The sequence below is a fragment of the Pseudomonas koreensis genome (assembly GCF_036668835.1).
GTDB classification, from domain to species: Bacteria; Pseudomonadota; Gammaproteobacteria; order Pseudomonadales; family Pseudomonadaceae; genus Aquipseudomonas; species Aquipseudomonas koreensis_I.
In genome coordinates this window covers 618,608-635,034 of the sequence record NZ_JAZEVW010000004.1, presented here as the reverse complement: position 1 = coordinate 635,034, position 16,427 = coordinate 618,608, and the positions used below count along the sequence as shown (strand labels likewise).

The following is a 16,427-nucleotide window of genomic DNA, read 5'->3' as shown; positions in this document are numbered from 1 at the left end:
TCACCGCTGGGGTCGGATTCGGCACCAGGTTTTCGAAGTTGCCGCCGGTAGCACCGGTGATGGTGGTGCTGACGGTGCTGCCGTTGTTATAGACGTCATTGGCCGCAGTCGGCACGTTGACGGTGCCAACGGTTTCGCCAGCCGCGATGGTGATGGTCGAACCGTTGGACAGGGTGACGGTCACCGGAGTCTGTGCCGGGTTGGTCAGGGTCGCGGTGTAAGTGATCTGGCCGCCTTCAACGATGTTGTTGGTCGCGGTCAGGGTCAGACCGGTGTTGTCGACCGAGTCGGTGATGGTGGTCACGGCTGGCGTGGTGTTCGACACCAGGTTTTCGAAGTTGCCGCCGGTAGCGCCGGTGATGGTGGTGCTGACGGTGCTGCCGTTGTTATAGACGTCATTGGCCGCAGTTGGCACGTTGACGGTGCCGACGGTTTCGCCAGCCGCGATGGTGATGGTCGAACCGTTCGACAGGGTGACGGTCACCGGGGTTTGCGCCGGGTTGGTCAGGGTCGCGGTGTAGGTGATCTGGCCGCCTTCAACGATATTGTTGGTCGCGGTCAGGGTCAGACCGGTGTTGTCGACCGAATCGGCAATAGTGGTTACCGCAGGTGTGGTGTTCGGCACCAGGTTTTCGAAATTACCGCCGGTAGCGCCAGTGATCGTGGTGCTGACGGTGCTGCCGTTGTTATAGACGTCATTGGCCGCAGTCGGCACGTTGACGGTGCCGACGGTTTCGCCAGCGGCAATGGTGATGGTCGAACCGTTGGACAGGGTGACGGTCACCGGAGTCTGTGCCGGGTTGGTCAGGGTCGCGGTGTAGGTGATCTGGCCGCCTTCGACGATGTTGTTGGTCGCGGTAAGTGTCAGGCCTGTGTTATCGACCGAATCGGTGATGGTGGTCACCGCTGGGGTCGGATTCGGCACCAGGTTTTCGAAGTTGCCGCCGGTAGCACCGGTGATGGTGGTGCTGACGGTGCTGCCGTTGTTATAGACGTCATTGGCCGCAGTCGGCACGTTGACGGTGCCGACGGTTTCGCCAGCGGCAATGGTGATGGTCGAACCGTTGGACAGGGTGACGGTCACCGGCGTCTGCGCCGGGTTGGTCAGGGTCGCGGTGTAGGTGATCTGGCCGCCTTCGACGATGTTGTTGGTCGCGGTCAGGGTCAGGCCGGTGTTATCGACCGAGTCGGTGATGGTGGTCACCGCTGGGGTCGGATTCGGCACCAGGTTTTCAAAATTACCGCCGGTAGCGCCTGTGATGGTGGTGCTGACAGTGCCGCCGTTGTTGTAAACGTCATTCGGCGCAGTCGGCACATTGACGCTGCCAGTGGTCTGGCCAGCGGCAATCGTGATCGTCGAACCGTTTGACAGGGTGACGGTCACCGGGGTTTGCGCCGGGTTGGTCAGGGTCGCGGTGTAGGTGATCTGCCCGCCTTCGACGACGTTGTTGGTCGCGGTCAGGGTCAGGCCGGTGTTATCGACCGAGTCGGTGATGGTGGTCACCGCTGGGGTCGGATTCGGCACGAGGTTTTCGAAGTTGCCGCCGGTAGCGCCGGTGATGGTGGTGCTGACGGTGCTGCCGTTGTTATAGACGTCGTTTGCCGGTGTCGGCACGTTGACGCTGCCAGTGGTCTGACCGGCGCCGATGGTGATGGTCGAACCGTTCGACAGAGTGACGGTCACCGGGGTTTGCGCCGGGTTGGTCAGTGTCGCGGTGTAGATGATCTGCCCGCCTTCGGTAACGTTCGGGGCCGTCGTCAGTGTGACGGTGGTGGTATCGACGGTATCGGTGACCTGGGTGGTAGCCGGAGTGGTCGGCGGCGTCACGGTGATGCCGTTGCCGCCGGTGGTACCGGTGACCGTCACGTCGATCTGCGTCGGGTCGTTGTAGACCGTGTCGTTCGGCGCCAGCGGCACGTTGACGCTACCGGTGGTGGAGCCGGCCGGAATGATGATCACCGAGCCGTTGGACAGGGTGATGGTCAGGTCAGTCAGCGGCGCCTGGGTCAGGGTCGCGGTGTACACCAGCACGCCGCCGGCTTCGGTAATGGTCGGCGTGGCGCTCAGGCTCAGGGTCGAGGCGCGCAGGGCGTTGGTGGTGGTATCAGTGGTCAGGCCACCGGTGGTGTCCTGGGCGACTTGCCCGGCAGCGTTGATCCCGGCAGTCGGGAAGCCAATGGTCGGGTCGACGCGGCCAGCGGTGGCGTCGAGCATGACAAAGCTGTGACCGCCTCCGGCTGCACCACCGGTACCCGCGGCGCTTGGGCCGGCAGCGGTGGATTCAAGGGCGGTGGTCGGGTCGACGCCGGCGGCGATCGCTTGCTGCAGTTCTTCAACCGACGGCGCAGCCTGGGCGGTGGCTTCAGCCAGGTCGGTGCTGGAGTCAGGCGCGCTGGCGCTCCACTGCGTATCGCGACCCAGATCCAGGGTACGGCCATCGGCCAGTTCCAGCGATACGGCGCCGGACAGACCGGTGTCGATCTGATCGCCGACGTACAGCCGATCGCCTTCAACGAGTACGCGTCGCACGCCCTCTGGGGACACCACGAAAACCTGACCGACAATGCTTTTGACGATGGCAACAACACTGCTCATTGAAGACTCTCCGGGGTGTCGCGTTCAGTTGACTTCCATGGACCTGACGGGCGTCGGCGCCACTTCAGTCTGGACGTGTTTCTATAAAATGGATAACTTGTTGACGCTGTATTTAGTCAATAAATTGGCTATAAATTTTCGCGATTAACTTAATGCCAAACTATTGACCTTCTGGGTGCCATCCTAAACAATCGTCCCACTAATGTCACATTGATATTTCCGCGGCGACCTGTCCTTCAGCCTGTCATCCAGTTCCTCTTTTGAACTTTCCGACATACGGTCTTTCGGGTTGCCATCATCCGACGCAGCGCCACGTTTTTGCTGTGATTCAAGACAAGAAGTTCTGGGAAATTCCAACCATGCGTTCGCTTTTGCTCCTCGTTGCTCCCTTCGCTTTCGCCGCTTCATTCGTACAAGCACAATCCTTACCAGAAGCCATGCAACAGGCACTGGATGTCCATCCGGAGATTCAGGCGGGGGTCAACAGTCGTTTGGCGGCGGATTATCAGTTGAAAGCGGCGAAGGGCGGATACCTGCCCAAGGTCGATTTGCTCGGCGGTTACGGCCGTGAAGGCACTGATAGCGTGACCACTCGCGCCAACGGCGGTGGCAATCACTGGGAGACCTTGAATCGCAGCGAGTCAAGTTTACGTCTCTCGCAAATGGTTTTTGACGGTTTTGCGACCTCCAATGAGGTTGCGCGTCAACAAGCCAACGTCAGCTCACGTGCCTACTCGTTGCTCGGCACGTCCGAGCGCACCGCGCTGACCGTCGCTCAGGTTTATCTGGATGTGCTGACACGCCGTGAATTCGTGCGTCTGGCCGAGGAAAACCTCAAGAGCCACCAGCGCATTTACGACCAGATCCAGTTGCGCACCCAGCGCGGCGTGGGCAGCGGCGCTGACCTCGATCAGGCCGAAGCGCGGATGGCCCAGGCCCGCAACAACCTGATCACCGAGCAGACCAACCTGGCCGACTCGGAAACCAACTTCCTCAGCGCCGTCGGCCAGATGCCCGATCAACTGGAGCGCCCGGCGCCGTTCATGGCGATGATGCCGGCCAACCTTAATGAGGCCCGTGCGCAGATGCTGGAAAACAGCCCGATCCTGCGTTCGGCCGAGTCCGATATTGCCGCTGCCGAGAAGCAGTACGCCACCGCCAAGTCGACCTTCTATCCACGTTTCGATGCCGAGCTGGGCCGCACCGCCGACAACGACCTCGATGGTCAGAACGGTCATAATAATGAATGGCAAGCCATGCTGCGCATGCGCTTCAACCTGTATTCGGGTGGCAGCAACAAGGCTGATCTGGAATCCAAGTCGTACCTCGCCAACCAGGCGCTGGACATCCGCAACAACGCCCTGCGCCAGTTGAACGAAGAGCTTGGCCTGGCCTGGAACGCGCTGAACAACGCCAATGCGCAGGTGCCGATCGCCCAGCAATACGTCGATCACAGCACCTCGGTGCGCACCGCCTACCAGCGTCAGTTCAGCCTCGGCGAACGGACCCTGCTGGACTTGCTCGACAGCGAAAACGAGCTGTTCACCGCGTCGCGCCGTCTGGCCGAAATCAAGAACATTCAGTTATTTACTCAATACCGAATCAAGGCGACCATGGGCGAATTGCTCAGAAGTCAGGGCGTGGTCGCGCCGTTGGCATCCGTTGTGCAGAACGATGTGAAGCCCAAGGTCCAGCTGCCTGGGATGAATTGAGTTATCCCTTTCAACTGTCAAAGAGTGTCGAGCGTGGAATCAGAAGTCAGTCGAGTTCAACTCAGCCATGATCCACGCGCGTTGCATGACGATCCGTTGCTGGACGGTCTGCTCGCCCTGTGCATGCTGCACCAGAAGCCGGCCAGCGCAGCGATGCTGACCACCGGCCTGCCGCTGCCCAAACAACGCCTGAGTGTCGAGTTGCTGCCGCGTGCGGCGGCTCGCGCCGGCCTGCAAGGGCGGGTGCTGCAGCGCAAACTCGAAGAAATCCCGGCGATCGCCATGCCGGCCTTGCTGCTGCTCAAGGACGGCCGCAGTGCCGTTCTGCTCGGCTGGCAGGGTGACAACGACGCTCGGGTACTGCTCAGCGAAAGCGATGGCGGCGAGTCGGTTGTCAGCCGCGAAGTGCTCGCGGACGACTACATCGGCAAAGTCTTCTTCGCTCAGCCGCAACATAAATTCGACGTCAACCACGGCACGCTGATCCCGCGTGCGCGCTCGTGGTTTCGCGACACCCTAAAGCGCTCGCGCTGGCTCTACGCCGACGCGATCGCCGCGAGTTTCCTGATCAACATCATCGCCATGGCCGCGCCGCTGTTCGTGATGAACGTGTATGACCGCGTGGTGCCGAACCAGGCCGAAGCGACCCTGTGGGTGCTGGCGCTGGGCATTACCGGCGCGTACATCTTCGATCTGATCCTGAAAAGCCTGCGCAGTCTGTGCCTGGACCTGGCCGGGAAGAAAACCGACCTGATCATCTCGGCGACGCTGTTCGAACGCATCGTCGGCATGGCGATGAAGTACCGCCCGGCGCGGGTCGGCAGCTTCGCCCAGAACATCCATGAGTTCCAGAGCCTGCGCGACTTCCTCGCCTCGCTGACCCTGACCAGCCTGATTGATCTGCCATTCACCATCCTGATCTTCATCGTGATCGCCATTCTCGGCGGGCATCTGGTGTGGATCCCGGTGCTGGCCTTCCCGATCGCCTTGCTGATTGGCTACGCGTTGCAGAAGCCATTGGTCGCGACCATGGAGCGCACCATGGCCCTCGGTGCCGAGCGCCAGTCGAGCCTGATCGAAACCCTCGCCGGCCTCGACGCGGTCAAGGTCAACAACGCCGAAAGCGAGCGTCAGTATCAGTGGGAGCAGACCATCGGCACCCTTAGCCGCCTCGAGCTGCGGGTGAAAATGCTTTCCGGTCTGGCGATGAACATCACCCTGCTGATCCAGCAACTGGCCGGGGTGATCATGATCGTCTTCGGCGTCTACCAGATCATCGCCGGCAACCTGAGCATGGGCGGGCTGATCGCCTGCTACATGCTCAGCGGTCGCGCGCTTAGCCCGTTGGCCTCGCTGTCCGGTCTGCTCACGCGTTACCAGCAGGCACGGGTGACCATGACCTCGGTCGACCAGATGATGGAGCTGCCGCAGGAACGCAATTTCGAAGAACGCCCGCTGAGCCGCAAGGTGCTGCAAGGCGCCATCGAGTGCCGTCAGCTGAGCTTCACCTACCCGGAGCAACAGAACCCGGCGCTGAAAAACATCAACCTGGTGATCCGTCCCGGCGAGAAGATCGGCATCATCGGCCGCAGCGGCTCGGGCAAGAGTTCACTGGCCAAACTGTTGGTCGGCCTCTATCAACCGGACGACGGCGCGCTGCTGGTCGATGGCGTCGACATCCGCCAGATCGACGTCAGCGAACTGCGCTACAACATCGGCTACGTCCCGCAAGACATCCAGCTGCTGGCCGGCACCTTGCGCGACAACCTGGTGTCCGGCGCGCGTTATGTCGAAGACGAACTGGTTTTGCAAGCGGCCGAACTGGCTGGGGTTCACGAATTCGCTCGTCTGCATCCGCAAGGTTACGAACTGCAGGTCGGTGAGCGCGGGCAGAACCTCTCTGGCGGCCAGCGGCAGAACGTTGCCCTGGCCCGGGCGCTGCTGCTCAATCCGCCGATTTTGCTGATGGATGAGCCAACCAGCGCCATGGACAACACCGGCGAAGAACGCCTCAAGCAACGCCTCGCGGCGGTGATCGAAAACAAGACCGTGGTGCTGGTGACGCACCGGGCCTCGCTGTTGTCGCTGGTTGATCGCCTGCTGGTGGTCGATCGCGGGCAGATTCTCGCCGATGGCCCGAAAGCCGCGGTGATGGAAGCGTTGAAGAAGGGGCAGATCAGTGTTGCTTAAGTCCGGTGTCAAGGAATCGATCCGTCGTTACTTCAAGGGTTCTGCTTCGCTGCAGGGCCAGCCGCTGCCTGAGGTCAACAAGGCGCTGATCGAAGACGCCCCGCGCGTCGTGCGCCTGACCATCTGGGCGATCATCGGCTTCTTCGTGTTCCTCATGCTCTGGGCCAACTTCGCCGTGATCGACGAAGTGACCAAAGGCGACGGCAAGGCGATTCCGTCGTCGAAGATCCAGAAAATCCAGAACCTCGAGGGCGGCATCGTCTCGGAGCTGTTCGTCAAGGAAGGCCAGATCGTCGAAGCCGGCGCGCCGCTGATTCGTCTCGACGACACGCGTTTTGCTTCCAACGTGGGCGAAACCGAGGCCGATCGCCTGTCGATGCTGCTGCGTGTCGAACGCTTGAGCGCGGAAGTCGACGACCGTCCGCTGAGTTTCCCCGAGGACGTGCTCAAAGCCGTGCCGGGTCAGGCCAAAAGTGAAGAGTCGCTGTACATCAGCCGTCGCCAGCAGCTGCACGACGAAATCGGCGGCTTGCAGGAGCAGTTGATCCAGCGTCAGCAAGAGCTGCGTGAGTTCAGCTCCAAGCAGGCGCAGTATCGCCAGCAACTGGGCCTGCAACGGCAGGAAATCAACATGTCCGAGCCGTTGGTGGCGCAAGGTGCGGTGTCGCCGGTGGAAGTGCTGCGGCTCAAGCGCGCGGAAGTCGAAACCCGTGGTCAGCTCGACGCAACCACCCTGGCCATCCCGCGTGCCGAATCGGCGATCAAGGAAGTGCAGCGCAAGATCGACGAGACCCGCGGCAAATTCCGCAGCGAAGCGCTGACCCAGCTCAACGAAGCGCGCACCGATCTGAACAAGGCCCAGGCCACCGGCAAGGCGCTGGAAGACCGCGTCAGCCGTACGCTGGTTACCTCACCCGTGCGCGGCATCGTCAACAAGTTGCTGGTCAACACCATCGGCGGCGTCATCCAGCCGGGCAGCGACATGGTCGAAATCGTACCGCTGGACGACACCCTGCTGGTCGAAGCGAAGATCCGTCCGCAGGACATCGCCTTCCTGCATCCGGGACAGGAAGCGATCGTCAAATTCACCGCGTACGACTACACCATTTATGGCGGGCTCAAGGCGCAGCTCGAGCAGATCGGCGCCGACACCATCACCGATGAAGACAAGAAAACCACCTATTACATGATCAAGGTGCGCACCGAGCGCAGCCATCTGGGCACCGATGAAAAGCCGCTGCTGATCATTCCGGGGATGGTCGCTTCGGTGGATATCATCACAGGCAAGAAGTCGGTGTTGAGCTACCTGCTCAAACCGATCATTCGCGCGCGGGCAGAGGCGTTGCACGAACGCTAGGTCTTCAGCGCGGCTTGCGGCCTCTTCGCGAGCAAGCTCGCTCCCACATTGGTCCTTTACCGAACACAAAATGTTCGGTCACTGGAGATCCACTGTGGGAGCGAGCTTGCTCGCGAAGGCGTCAGTCGGATCGATGCATCTGTCAGTAAGTGACAAAAACCGTCACTCATCATTCCATCCATTCCTCACCATTCGCCATATCGTTATTCTCTAACGGTATTTAATTTCCAATTCTTATATCTATAAAGTCATCCCCCTGCGTACCTGCCGACCAATCGGCGCGCCGCACGACCTGCACCGACACGCAATCAAGCGTAAGTGTCTGATCGACGAGCGCGCCCCTGAGCGCGCCGTGCGTGGGAGATGGAAAGATGTCCGCAGCTACTGCCACCCCGAGCGCCGCGACCGCCGCGCCGCAAACTTTTGAAATTCGCCCGTTCAGCGGTGCCGTCGGCGCCGAAATCGTTGGCCTCGACCTGAGCCGACCGGTCAATGATGAGGATTTCGCGCGCATTCATCGCGCGCACCTCGATCACCATGTCGTGGTGTTTCGCGACCAACAGATCAGCCCGCAACAGCAGATCGATTTCAGCCGCCGCTTCGGTGTGCTGCAGATCCACGTGCTCAAACAGTTCCTGCTGGCCGATCACCCGGAAATCCTCATCGTCTCCAACATCATCGAGAACGGCCAGAACATCGGCCTCGGTGACGCCGGCAAGTTCTGGCATTCCGATCTCTCCTATAAAGAGCTGCCGAGCCTCGGTTCGATGCTTCACGCTCAGGAGTTGCCAGAGGAGGGCGGCGACACGCTGTTCGCCGACATGCACAAAGCCTGGGACAGCCTGCCCGCCGCGTTGCGCAAGGCTGTCGAAGGCCGCTTCGCTGCGCACTCGTACACCGCGCGTTACAGCGAAACCAGGTTCGAGGGCAACTGGCGCCCGACCCTGACTCCGGAACAACTCGCTCAAGTCGCCGAAGTCGTGCATCCGGTGGTGCGCACCCACCCGGAAAACGGCCGCAGGGCCCTGTTCGTCAGCGAAGGCTTCACCACGCGCATCGTTGGCCTGCCGGAAGACGAAAGTCAGCAACTGCTGAGTGAGCTCTACGCCCACAGCGTGCTGCCGCAAAACATCTACCGCCATCAGTGGCAACCCCATGACCTGGTGTTCTGGGACAACCGCTCGCTGATCCACCTCGCTGCCGGCTGCCCTGCACACCTGCGCCGCAAGCTGTATCGCACGACCATTCAGGGCGATGCGCCTTTCTGATTCGCGGAGATTGATCAAACCATGAACGCTCCCTTGCCAGGCCACGCGGCCAGCAACCCGGTCGCCCGCAGCGAAGTGCTGCTGGCGGTCGATCACGTCAGCCTTGAATACCGCACGCCGCAACGCGTGGTGCGCGCCACCCATCAGGTCAGTTTTGAAATCGACCCGGCCGACCGCTACGTGCTGCTCGGCCCGTCCGGCTGCGGCAAGTCGACCTTGCTCAAAGCCGTCGCCGGTTTCATTCAGCCGTCTGAAGGCGAGATTCGCTTGCAAGGCCAGCGTGTCGATGCGCCGGGGCCGGACCGGATTGTGGTGTTCCAGGAATTCGATCAACTGCCGCCGTGGAAAACCGTCAAACAGAACGTGATGTTTCCGCTGCTGGCCTCGCGAACGTTGAACAAAAAACACGCCGAAGAACGTGCGCGGCACTATCTGGAAAAGGTCGGGCTGGCGGCGTTCGCCGATGCCTACCCACACACCCTGTCCGGCGGCATGAAAGCACGGGTGGCGATTGCCCGGGCGCTGGCGATGCAGCCGAAAATCCTCCTGATGGACGAACCGTTCGCTGCGCTGGACGCGCTGACGCGGCGCAAGATGCAGGAGCAATTGCTGCTGCTCTGGGAAGAAGTGCGCTTCACCTTGCTGTTCGTCACGCATTCGATCGAAGAGGCGCTGGTGGTCGGCAATCGCATTCTGTTGCTGTCGCCCCATCCGGGGCGCGTGCGCGCCGAAGTGCACAGCCATCAATACGATCTGCACAGCCTTGGCGGTGTGGCGTTTCAGGAGTCGGCGCGGCGCATTCACCGGCTGCTGTTCGATGAAGGCCAGTCGCCCGACACCGACCGTGATCACGACTTCAACGACATTCGCATCGCCTATTGAGCGGCCAGGAGGATTACCCGATGAGCCATTCATCATCCGTGCGGGAAGAATTCGAAATCGAGCTGGAGCCGCTGACGGCAGTGCCGGTCGAGCGTGAACTGGCGCTCGGTACGCGGCTGTGGCAACAGGGCTGGCTGCGCAAAGGTTTGATCCTGATCGTTCTGGCGATCATCTGGGAAGTGGTTGCGCGGATCCAGAACAACGACCTGATGCTGCCGAGTTTTCTGCAGACCAGCCATGCGCTGCTCGACGGCTTGCTCAGCGGTGAGCTGTTGGCCAAGGTATGGATTTCCCTGGTGGTGCTGATCAAGGGTTATCTGATCGGTATCGTCCTCGCCTTCGCCCTGACCACGCTGGCGGTGTCGACGCAGTTGGGCCGCGATCTGCTCAGCACGATGACTTCGATGCTCAATCCACTGCCGGCGATTGCCCTGTTACCGCTGGCGCTGCTGTGGTTTGGCCTGGGGCAGAACAGCCTGATTTTCGTGCTGGTGCATTCGGTGCTGTGGGCGTTGGCGCTGAATACCTATGCCGGGTTCATGGGCGTCTCCGAAACCCTGCGCATGGCCGGGCGCAATTACGGTTTGAAGGGCTTGCGCCTGGTGCTGTTCATTCTGATTCCGGCGGCGCTGCCGTCGATTCTGTCTGGGCTGAAAATCGGCTGGGCGTTTGCCTGGCGCACCCTGATCGCGGCAGAACTGGTGTTCGGCGCCACCAGCGGCAAGGGCGGGCTCGGCTGGTACATCTTCCAGAACCGCAACGAGCTGTACACCGACAAGGTGTTTGCCGGGTTGGCTGTGGTGATTCTGATCGGCTTGCTGGTGGAAAATCTGGTGTTCGATTCGCTGGAGCGGGTGACGGTGAAGCGTTGGGGTATGCAGCGCTGAAATTTGCGATAGCAGGGCCGGCCCTTTCGCGAGCAGGCTCGCTCCCACAGGGAAACGCATTCCAAAGGTGGGAGCGAGCCTGCTCGCGAAGGCGTCAGTCCTGCCACCGCCGAACATGAAGGATATTTGCTAGCATTGCGCCCAGATCAATCCCGATCAGCCAAGAGTGCTCAGCATGCAACTCCCGGACATGAACCTGCTGGTCGCCCTCGACGCTCTGCTCGACGAGGGCAGTGTGGTCGGTGCGGCGCGGCGAATGAATCTCAGCCCGGCGGCGATGAGCCGCACGTTGACGCGGATCCGCGAAGCCATCGGCGATCCGATTCTGGTGCGCGCCGGCCGCGGTCTGGTGCCAACGCCCAAGGCGCTGGAGTTGCGCGAACAGGTGCGCGACGTCGTCGAGCAGGCCGCGCTGCTATTCCGTTCTGCCGACAGCGTCGAGCTGGGCACCCTGCGTCGGCGCTTCAGCATTCGCGCCAATGACTTTTTCGTCGGCGTCTACGGCGGCAAGTTGTTCGACACCCTCGACAAACTCGCCCCGCACTGCGAACTGCGCTTCGTCCCGGAAGGCGACGGCGACGACGAGGCGCTGCGCGAAGGACGCATCGACCTGAGCGTCAGCAATACCCGGCCGGTGACCCCGGAAGTGAAAGTGCAGAACCTGTTCTCGACGCATTTCGTCGGGCTGGTGCGCGAAGATCACCCACTGCTCGACGGTGAAATCACCGCTGAGCGCTACGCCGGGTTTTCCCATATCAGCATGTCGCGCCGGGGCATCGCGCGGGGGCCGATCGATACGGCGCTGAATGCGCTGGGCCTGGAGCGGCGGGTGGCGGTGATCGCACCGAGCTTCCATGCGGCGATGTTCGCCCTGCCGGATTCCGACCTGATTTTGCCGGTGCCCAAGGAAGCCCTGCTGAGCGTCCGCCGCCTGGGCCTGAAGCTGCGCTCGTTCAACCTGCCGATCCCCTTGCCGATGCTGATGCTGACCCAGGCCTGGCACCCGCGCTTCGACAAGGACCCGGCACACCGCTGGCTGCGCGAAACCCTGAAAACCTGCTGTGATGAAACGTGGCTGGCGGCGCAGCCCTGATTCACGAACCCACATCAAACCCTGTGGGAGCGAGCTTGCTCGCGAAAACGGTGGATCAATCACAAATGATGTTGGCCTGACGCCTTCGTGAGCAAGCTCGCTCCCACAGGGAAGTTAATTACTGCACCAGATGCACTTATAACCTGCCAATAAGTCAATTTTCGGCATTGCCAAGCCCCACTAAAATGCTCCGGTATTTTTCTCTCCGGAGTGTGTATTCATGACATCCCTGACGGCTGCGGCGCCTATCGCGGCGGCCACTCCGGCGACGGCGGCCGCGCCACCGGTGTTCGGGGCGCGGATCATCATCGGTCTGGTCGGTGTGCTGCTGGCGGTGCTGGTGTCGGGCCTCAACGAAATGGTGACCAAGGTCGCCCTCGCCGATATTCGCGGCGCGCTGCACATCGGTTACGACGAGGGCACCTGGCTGGTCGCCAGTTACACCGCCACCTCGGTCGCGGCCATGGCGTTTGCGCCGTGGTGTTCGGTGACTTTCTCGCTACGGCGTTTCACCTTGTGCGCGATCAGCCTGTTCACCTTGCTCGGTGTGCTGTGCCCGTTCGCGCCGAACTATGAAAGCCTGTTGCTGATGCGCACCTTGCAGGGGTTGGCGGGCGGGGCTTTGCCGCCGATGTTGATGACCGTCGCGCTGCGCTTTCTGCCAGCGAACATCAAGCTGTACGGACTGGCCGGTTATGCGCTGACCGCGACCTTCGGCCCGGGACTGGGCACGCCGCTGGCCGGTTTGTGGACCGAGTACGTCGGCTGGCAATGGACGTTCTGGCAAATCGTGGTGCCGTGCGTGATCGCCATGGCGGCGGTGGCCTATGGTATTCCGCAGGATCCACTGCGCCTTGAGCGCCTGAAAACCTTCAACTGGAAAGGCTTGCTGCTGGGGTTTCCGGCGATCTGCATGCTGGTCATCGGCCTGCTGCAAGGCAATCGCCTGGACTGGTTCGAATCGAACCTGATCTGCGCCTTGCTCGGCGCCGGCTCGCTGTTGCTGGTGGCGTTTCTGATCAACGAGTGGTCGCAGCCGATTCCGTTTTTCAAATTGCAGATGCTCGGCATTCGTAATCTTTCGTTCGCCCTGATGACCTTGGCCGGTGTGCTGGTGGTGTTACTCGCCGTGGTGCTGATTCCGTCGAGTTATCTGGCCCAGGTGCAAGGTTATCGCCCGGTGCAGACCGCGCCGATCATGCTGATCGCAGCGTTGCCGCAGTTGCTCGCGCTGCCGCTGGTGGCGGCGCTGTGCAACCTGCGCTGGGTCGATTGCCGCTGGGTGCTGGGGATCGGTTTGAGCCTGCTGGCGCTGTCGTGCCTGGGCGGGTCGCACCTGACTTCGGCGTGGATTCGCGATGATTTTTATGTGCTGCAGTGGTTGCAGATTTTCGGCCAGCCGATGGCCGTGCTGCCGTTGCTGATGTTGTCTACCGGCAGCATCACTCCGCTGGATGGGCCGTTCGCCTCGGCGTGGTTCAACACCGTCAAAGGGCTATCGGCAGTGATCGCTACCGGGGTGATCGAGGCGCTGACCACTTCGCGCCTGCATTTTCATTCGAGCATGTTGGTCGACAGCCTCGGCAATTCGCCGCTGGCCGATCATAGCGATCCGGGCCTCGCCCATCGCCTGCACGAACAGGCCGTGGTGCTGACCTCGTCGGATCTTTACATATGCATGGCCGGCGTCGCGCTGGCGCTGATTCTGCTGATTTTCTGGCTGCCGACGCGGATCTATCCGCCGCGCGCGCCGACTTGATTGCTGCACTGGAACTGAAGGTTTTTATGACGACTCAAGCAAAGCAAAAACTCGCAGTGGCTGTCGCCGCTGCGCTGGCCGTCGGCGTGCTGGTGTACCTGGCGCTGCCCGGCCTGTTTGGCAAACGGACCGAGCAAAGCACCAACGATGCCTTTGTCTCGGCGGATTACACGCTGGTGGTGCCACGCGTCGCCGGGTTCATCAAGCAAGTGCTGGTCGAGGACAACCAGCAGGTCAAGGCCGGGCAATTGCTGGCGCTGATCGATGACCGCGATTTACGTGCCGCGGCTGAAGCGGCGGACGCGCAAACCCTGGTCGCACGGGCGCAACTGCAAAATGCCCAGGCGACGCTGGAGCGCCAGACCTCGCTGATCGCCCAGGCCCAGGCATCGGTGGTGTCGGCCAAGGCTGAGATGGCCTTCGCCCAGCAGGAACTGAACCGCTACAACCACCTCGCCGGTGTCGGTGCCGGCACGGTGCAGAACGCGCAACAGGCGCGTACGCGGATCGATCAGGCCTCGGCGCGGCTCGACACGGCGACGGCGAAACTGGCTGCCGAGCGCAAGCAAGTGGAAATCCTCGCGGCCCAGCGTGACGCCGCCGAAGGCAGTCTGAAACATGCGCAAGCGGCGCTGGAAATCGCCAGTTTCAACCTCTCCTACACGCGCATCACCGCGCCGCAGGACGGCATGATTGGCGAGCGCGCGGTGCGTGTCGGTGCCTATGTAACGCCGGGCAGCAAACTGCTGGCGGTGGTGCCGTTGCAGCAGGCCTACGTGGTGGCGAATTTTCAGGAAACCCAGTTGACCGACGTGCAGCCGGGGCAGGACGTACAGGTGCGCGTCGACAGTCTTGGCGGCGAGGCATTGAGCGGTCGCGTCGAAAGTATTGCACCGGCGACCGGTGTGACATTTGCCGCGGTGAAGCCGGACAACGCCACCGGTAACTTCACCAAAGTCGTGCAGCGAATTCCGGTGAAAATCATGCTGGAGCCGGGCCAGCCATTGGCCGAACGGTTGAGGGTGGGGATGTCGGTGGAGGCGAGGATTCATACCGCGGATGTGAAGGCCGATCGCGAGGTGGTACAGCGATGATTTGCGTTGAATCGACTGCCGCTTTCGCGAGCAGGCTCGCTCCCACAATTAATCTCGGCAACACCACAAAACCCCTGTGGGAGCGAGCCTGCTCGCGAAGAGGCCAGTGGCAGCGAATCACTTCAAGTGCCTTGCTCACCCTGTGCCTCAGCGCCTGCACCGTCGGCCCCGATTTCCAGAAACCCGAAGCCACGCAAATCGCCGACTGGGCCAAACCCGCCAAATCCGCCCCCAGCCAGGCCGTCAGCGAACCGCTCAACGAACGCTGGTGGGAGGTCTTCAACGACCCGCAACTCTCGGCACTCACCCAGCGTGCTGTGCGCAGCAACCTCGATCTGCAACTGGCCAGCAGCCGCCTGCAGCAAAGCCGCGCGGCCCGTCAGGTGATCACCGCCGAGCGTTACCCGAACACCGCCGCCAGCGGCAGCTACGCACGCAAGCGCAACAGTGGCAAAGGCCTCAACGATCCTTCCGGGCATGACGGCGATTCGGCTTTCAACCTGTGGGACGCCGGGTTCTCTGCGTCCTGGGAGCTGGATTTCTGGGGCCGCGTGCGCCGCGAAACCGAAGCCGCCGACGCCAACCTGCAAGTCGCCGAAAACGACCGCCGTGGCGTCTTGCTGACTGTGCTGGCCGATACCGCGCAAAACTACATCCAGTTGCGCGGCGTGCAGAATACCCGCGCCGTCACCGAACAGAACCTCGACGTCGCCCGCCATAGCCTCAAGCTTTCGCAACTGCGGCTGGCCGACGGCGTGGCAACGGATCTGGACGTCGCCGAAGCCGCCGCGCAAGTCGCCGCCATCGAGGCGCGCCTGCCGGCGCTGGAGCAGCGTCAGGCGCAACTGATCAACGCAATCAGCCTGTTGATGGGTGAGCCGCCGCAGGCCTTGGCCGAAGAGTTATCCACCGACGCAGCGGTGCCGCAGTCGCCGTTGCAAGTGGCGATCGGCCTGCCATCGCAACTGGCCGAACGACGCCCCGACATCCGCCAGGCCGAAGCACGCTTGCACGCCGCCACCGCCACTATCGGCGTGGCCAAGGGTGATTTCTATCCGCGGATTACCTTGTCCGGCAACCTTGGCTCGCAAGCTATGCAACTCAGCGATTTCGGTTCATGGGGCTCGCGCGCGTTCGGCATTGGCCCGCAATTCAGCCTGCCGCTGTTCGACGGCGGACGCCTGCGCGGCATGCTGCAACTGCGTGAAGCGCAACAGCAGGAAGCGGCCATCGCCTATCAGCAAACCGTGCTGCGCGCCTGGCATGAAATCGACGATCAGCTCACCGCGTACAACGCCAGCCAGCGCCGCCGCGACAGCCTCGCCGAAGCCGTGCGCCAGAACCAGATCGCCCTGCGCACCGCGCAGCAACAATACGTCGAAGGCGTGTCCGACTTCGTCAACGTCCTCACCGTGCAGAGCGCCTTGCTGGCGACCCAGGAACAGTGGGTCGAAAGCTCCACTGGCGTCTCGCTGGCAATGGTTGGCTTGTACAAGGCGCTGGGCGGCGGATGGCAGTCGGTGTATCAGGCGCAGCAGATGGCTGAGGCCACGCCGGACGTCGCAAAGCCCTGAACCAACAGCGCCAGC

11 protein-coding genes are annotated in these 16,427 nt (G+C 62.0%); 10 read left to right on the top strand and 1 reads right to left on the bottom strand.

Going from position 1 to position 16,427, the window contains the following annotated elements; translation table 11 throughout:
• On the bottom strand, nucleotides 1-2,596 hold a 2,596-nt coding region (locus V6F91_RS15555; RefSeq protein ID WP_332765870.1), incomplete at its 3' end, for a retention module-containing protein.
• Between the two features lie 359 nt (nucleotides 2,597-2,955).
• On the opposite strand from V6F91_RS15555, the gene V6F91_RS15550 reads away from it, so the two are divergent.
• The 10 genes from V6F91_RS15550 to V6F91_RS15505 all read left to right on the top strand — a co-directional run bounded on the left by V6F91_RS15550 (nucleotide 2,956) and on the right by V6F91_RS15505 (nucleotide 16,412).
• Complete coding sequence (locus tag V6F91_RS15550; RefSeq protein WP_332765868.1) at nucleotides 2,956-4,308, top strand: TolC family outer membrane protein; 1,353 nt, start codon at nucleotides 2,956-2,958, stop codon at nucleotides 4,306-4,308.
• A gap of 33 nt (nucleotides 4,309-4,341) precedes the next feature.
• Nucleotides 4,342-6,498: a type I secretion system permease/ATPase gene (locus V6F91_RS15545; protein WP_332765867.1), complete on the top strand. Its 2,157-nt coding sequence runs from the start codon at nucleotides 4,342-4,344 to the stop codon at nucleotides 6,496-6,498.
• Nucleotides 6,488-7,855, top strand: a complete 1,368-nt coding sequence (locus V6F91_RS15540; protein ID WP_332765865.1) for an HlyD family type I secretion periplasmic adaptor subunit — start codon at nucleotides 6,488-6,490, stop codon at nucleotides 7,853-7,855. Before V6F91_RS15545 ends, V6F91_RS15540 begins: the two co-directional genes overlap by 11 nt.
• Nucleotides 7,856-8,226: 371 nt before the next feature.
• Nucleotides 8,227-9,123: a TauD/TfdA family dioxygenase gene (locus tag V6F91_RS15535; protein ID WP_332765863.1), complete on the top strand. Its 897-nt coding sequence runs from the start codon at nucleotides 8,227-8,229 to the stop codon at nucleotides 9,121-9,123.
• 21 nt (nucleotides 9,124-9,144) lie between these two features.
• On the top strand, nucleotides 9,145-10,005 hold the full coding sequence (locus V6F91_RS15530; protein WP_332765861.1) for an ABC transporter ATP-binding protein: 861 nt from the start codon (nucleotides 9,145-9,147) through the stop codon (nucleotides 10,003-10,005).
• Between the two features lie 20 nt (nucleotides 10,006-10,025).
• Nucleotides 10,026-10,892, top strand: a complete 867-nt coding sequence (locus V6F91_RS15525; RefSeq protein WP_332765859.1) for an ABC transporter permease — start codon at nucleotides 10,026-10,028, stop codon at nucleotides 10,890-10,892.
• Nucleotides 10,893-11,067: 175 nt separating this feature from the next.
• Nucleotides 11,068-11,985 carry a LysR family transcriptional regulator gene (locus tag V6F91_RS15520; protein ID WP_090288096.1) on the top strand — a complete coding sequence of 306 codons (918 nt, stop codon included), beginning with the start codon at nucleotides 11,068-11,070 and terminating at the stop codon, nucleotides 11,983-11,985.
• Between the two features lie 220 nt (nucleotides 11,986-12,205).
• Nucleotides 12,206-13,744, top strand: coding sequence for an MFS transporter (locus tag V6F91_RS15515; RefSeq protein WP_332765856.1), 1,539 nt, complete (start codon nucleotides 12,206-12,208; stop codon nucleotides 13,742-13,744).
• A gap of 26 nt (nucleotides 13,745-13,770) precedes the next feature.
• The gene (locus V6F91_RS15510) at nucleotides 13,771-14,838 is read left to right on the top strand and encodes an HlyD family secretion protein (RefSeq protein WP_332765853.1); all 1,068 of its coding nucleotides are present in this window, start codon (nucleotides 13,771-13,773) and stop codon (nucleotides 14,836-14,838) included.
• Entirely contained in the window at nucleotides 14,835-16,412 is a 1,578-nt protein-coding gene (locus V6F91_RS15505; protein WP_332765851.1) for an efflux transporter outer membrane subunit, read from the top strand. Before V6F91_RS15510 ends, V6F91_RS15505 begins: the two co-directional genes overlap by 4 nt.
• Nucleotides 16,413-16,427: the final 15 nt, after the last annotated feature.

Bases quoted from the DNA above. Each gene is read 5' to 3' on its own strand.
- V6F91_RS15525 (WP_332765859.1), top strand. From the start codon at position 10,026: ATGAGCCATTCATCATCCGTGCGGGAAGAATTCGAAATCGAGCTGGAG.
- V6F91_RS15505 (WP_332765851.1), top strand. From the start codon at position 14,835: ATGATTTGCGTTGAATCGACTGCCGCTTTCGCGAGCAGGCTCGCTCCC.
- V6F91_RS15510 (WP_332765853.1), top strand. From the start codon at position 13,771: ATGACGACTCAAGCAAAGCAAAAACTCGCAGTGGCTGTCGCCGCTGCG.
- V6F91_RS15535 (WP_332765863.1), top strand. From the start codon at position 8,227: ATGTCCGCAGCTACTGCCACCCCGAGCGCCGCGACCGCCGCGCCGCAA.
- V6F91_RS15550 (WP_332765868.1), top strand. From the start codon at position 2,956: ATGCGTTCGCTTTTGCTCCTCGTTGCTCCCTTCGCTTTCGCCGCTTCA.
- V6F91_RS15530 (WP_332765861.1), top strand. From the start codon at position 9,145: ATGAACGCTCCCTTGCCAGGCCACGCGGCCAGCAACCCGGTCGCCCGC.
- V6F91_RS15515 (WP_332765856.1), top strand. From the start codon at position 12,206: ATGACATCCCTGACGGCTGCGGCGCCTATCGCGGCGGCCACTCCGGCG.
- V6F91_RS15520 (WP_090288096.1), top strand. From the start codon at position 11,068: ATGCAACTCCCGGACATGAACCTGCTGGTCGCCCTCGACGCTCTGCTC.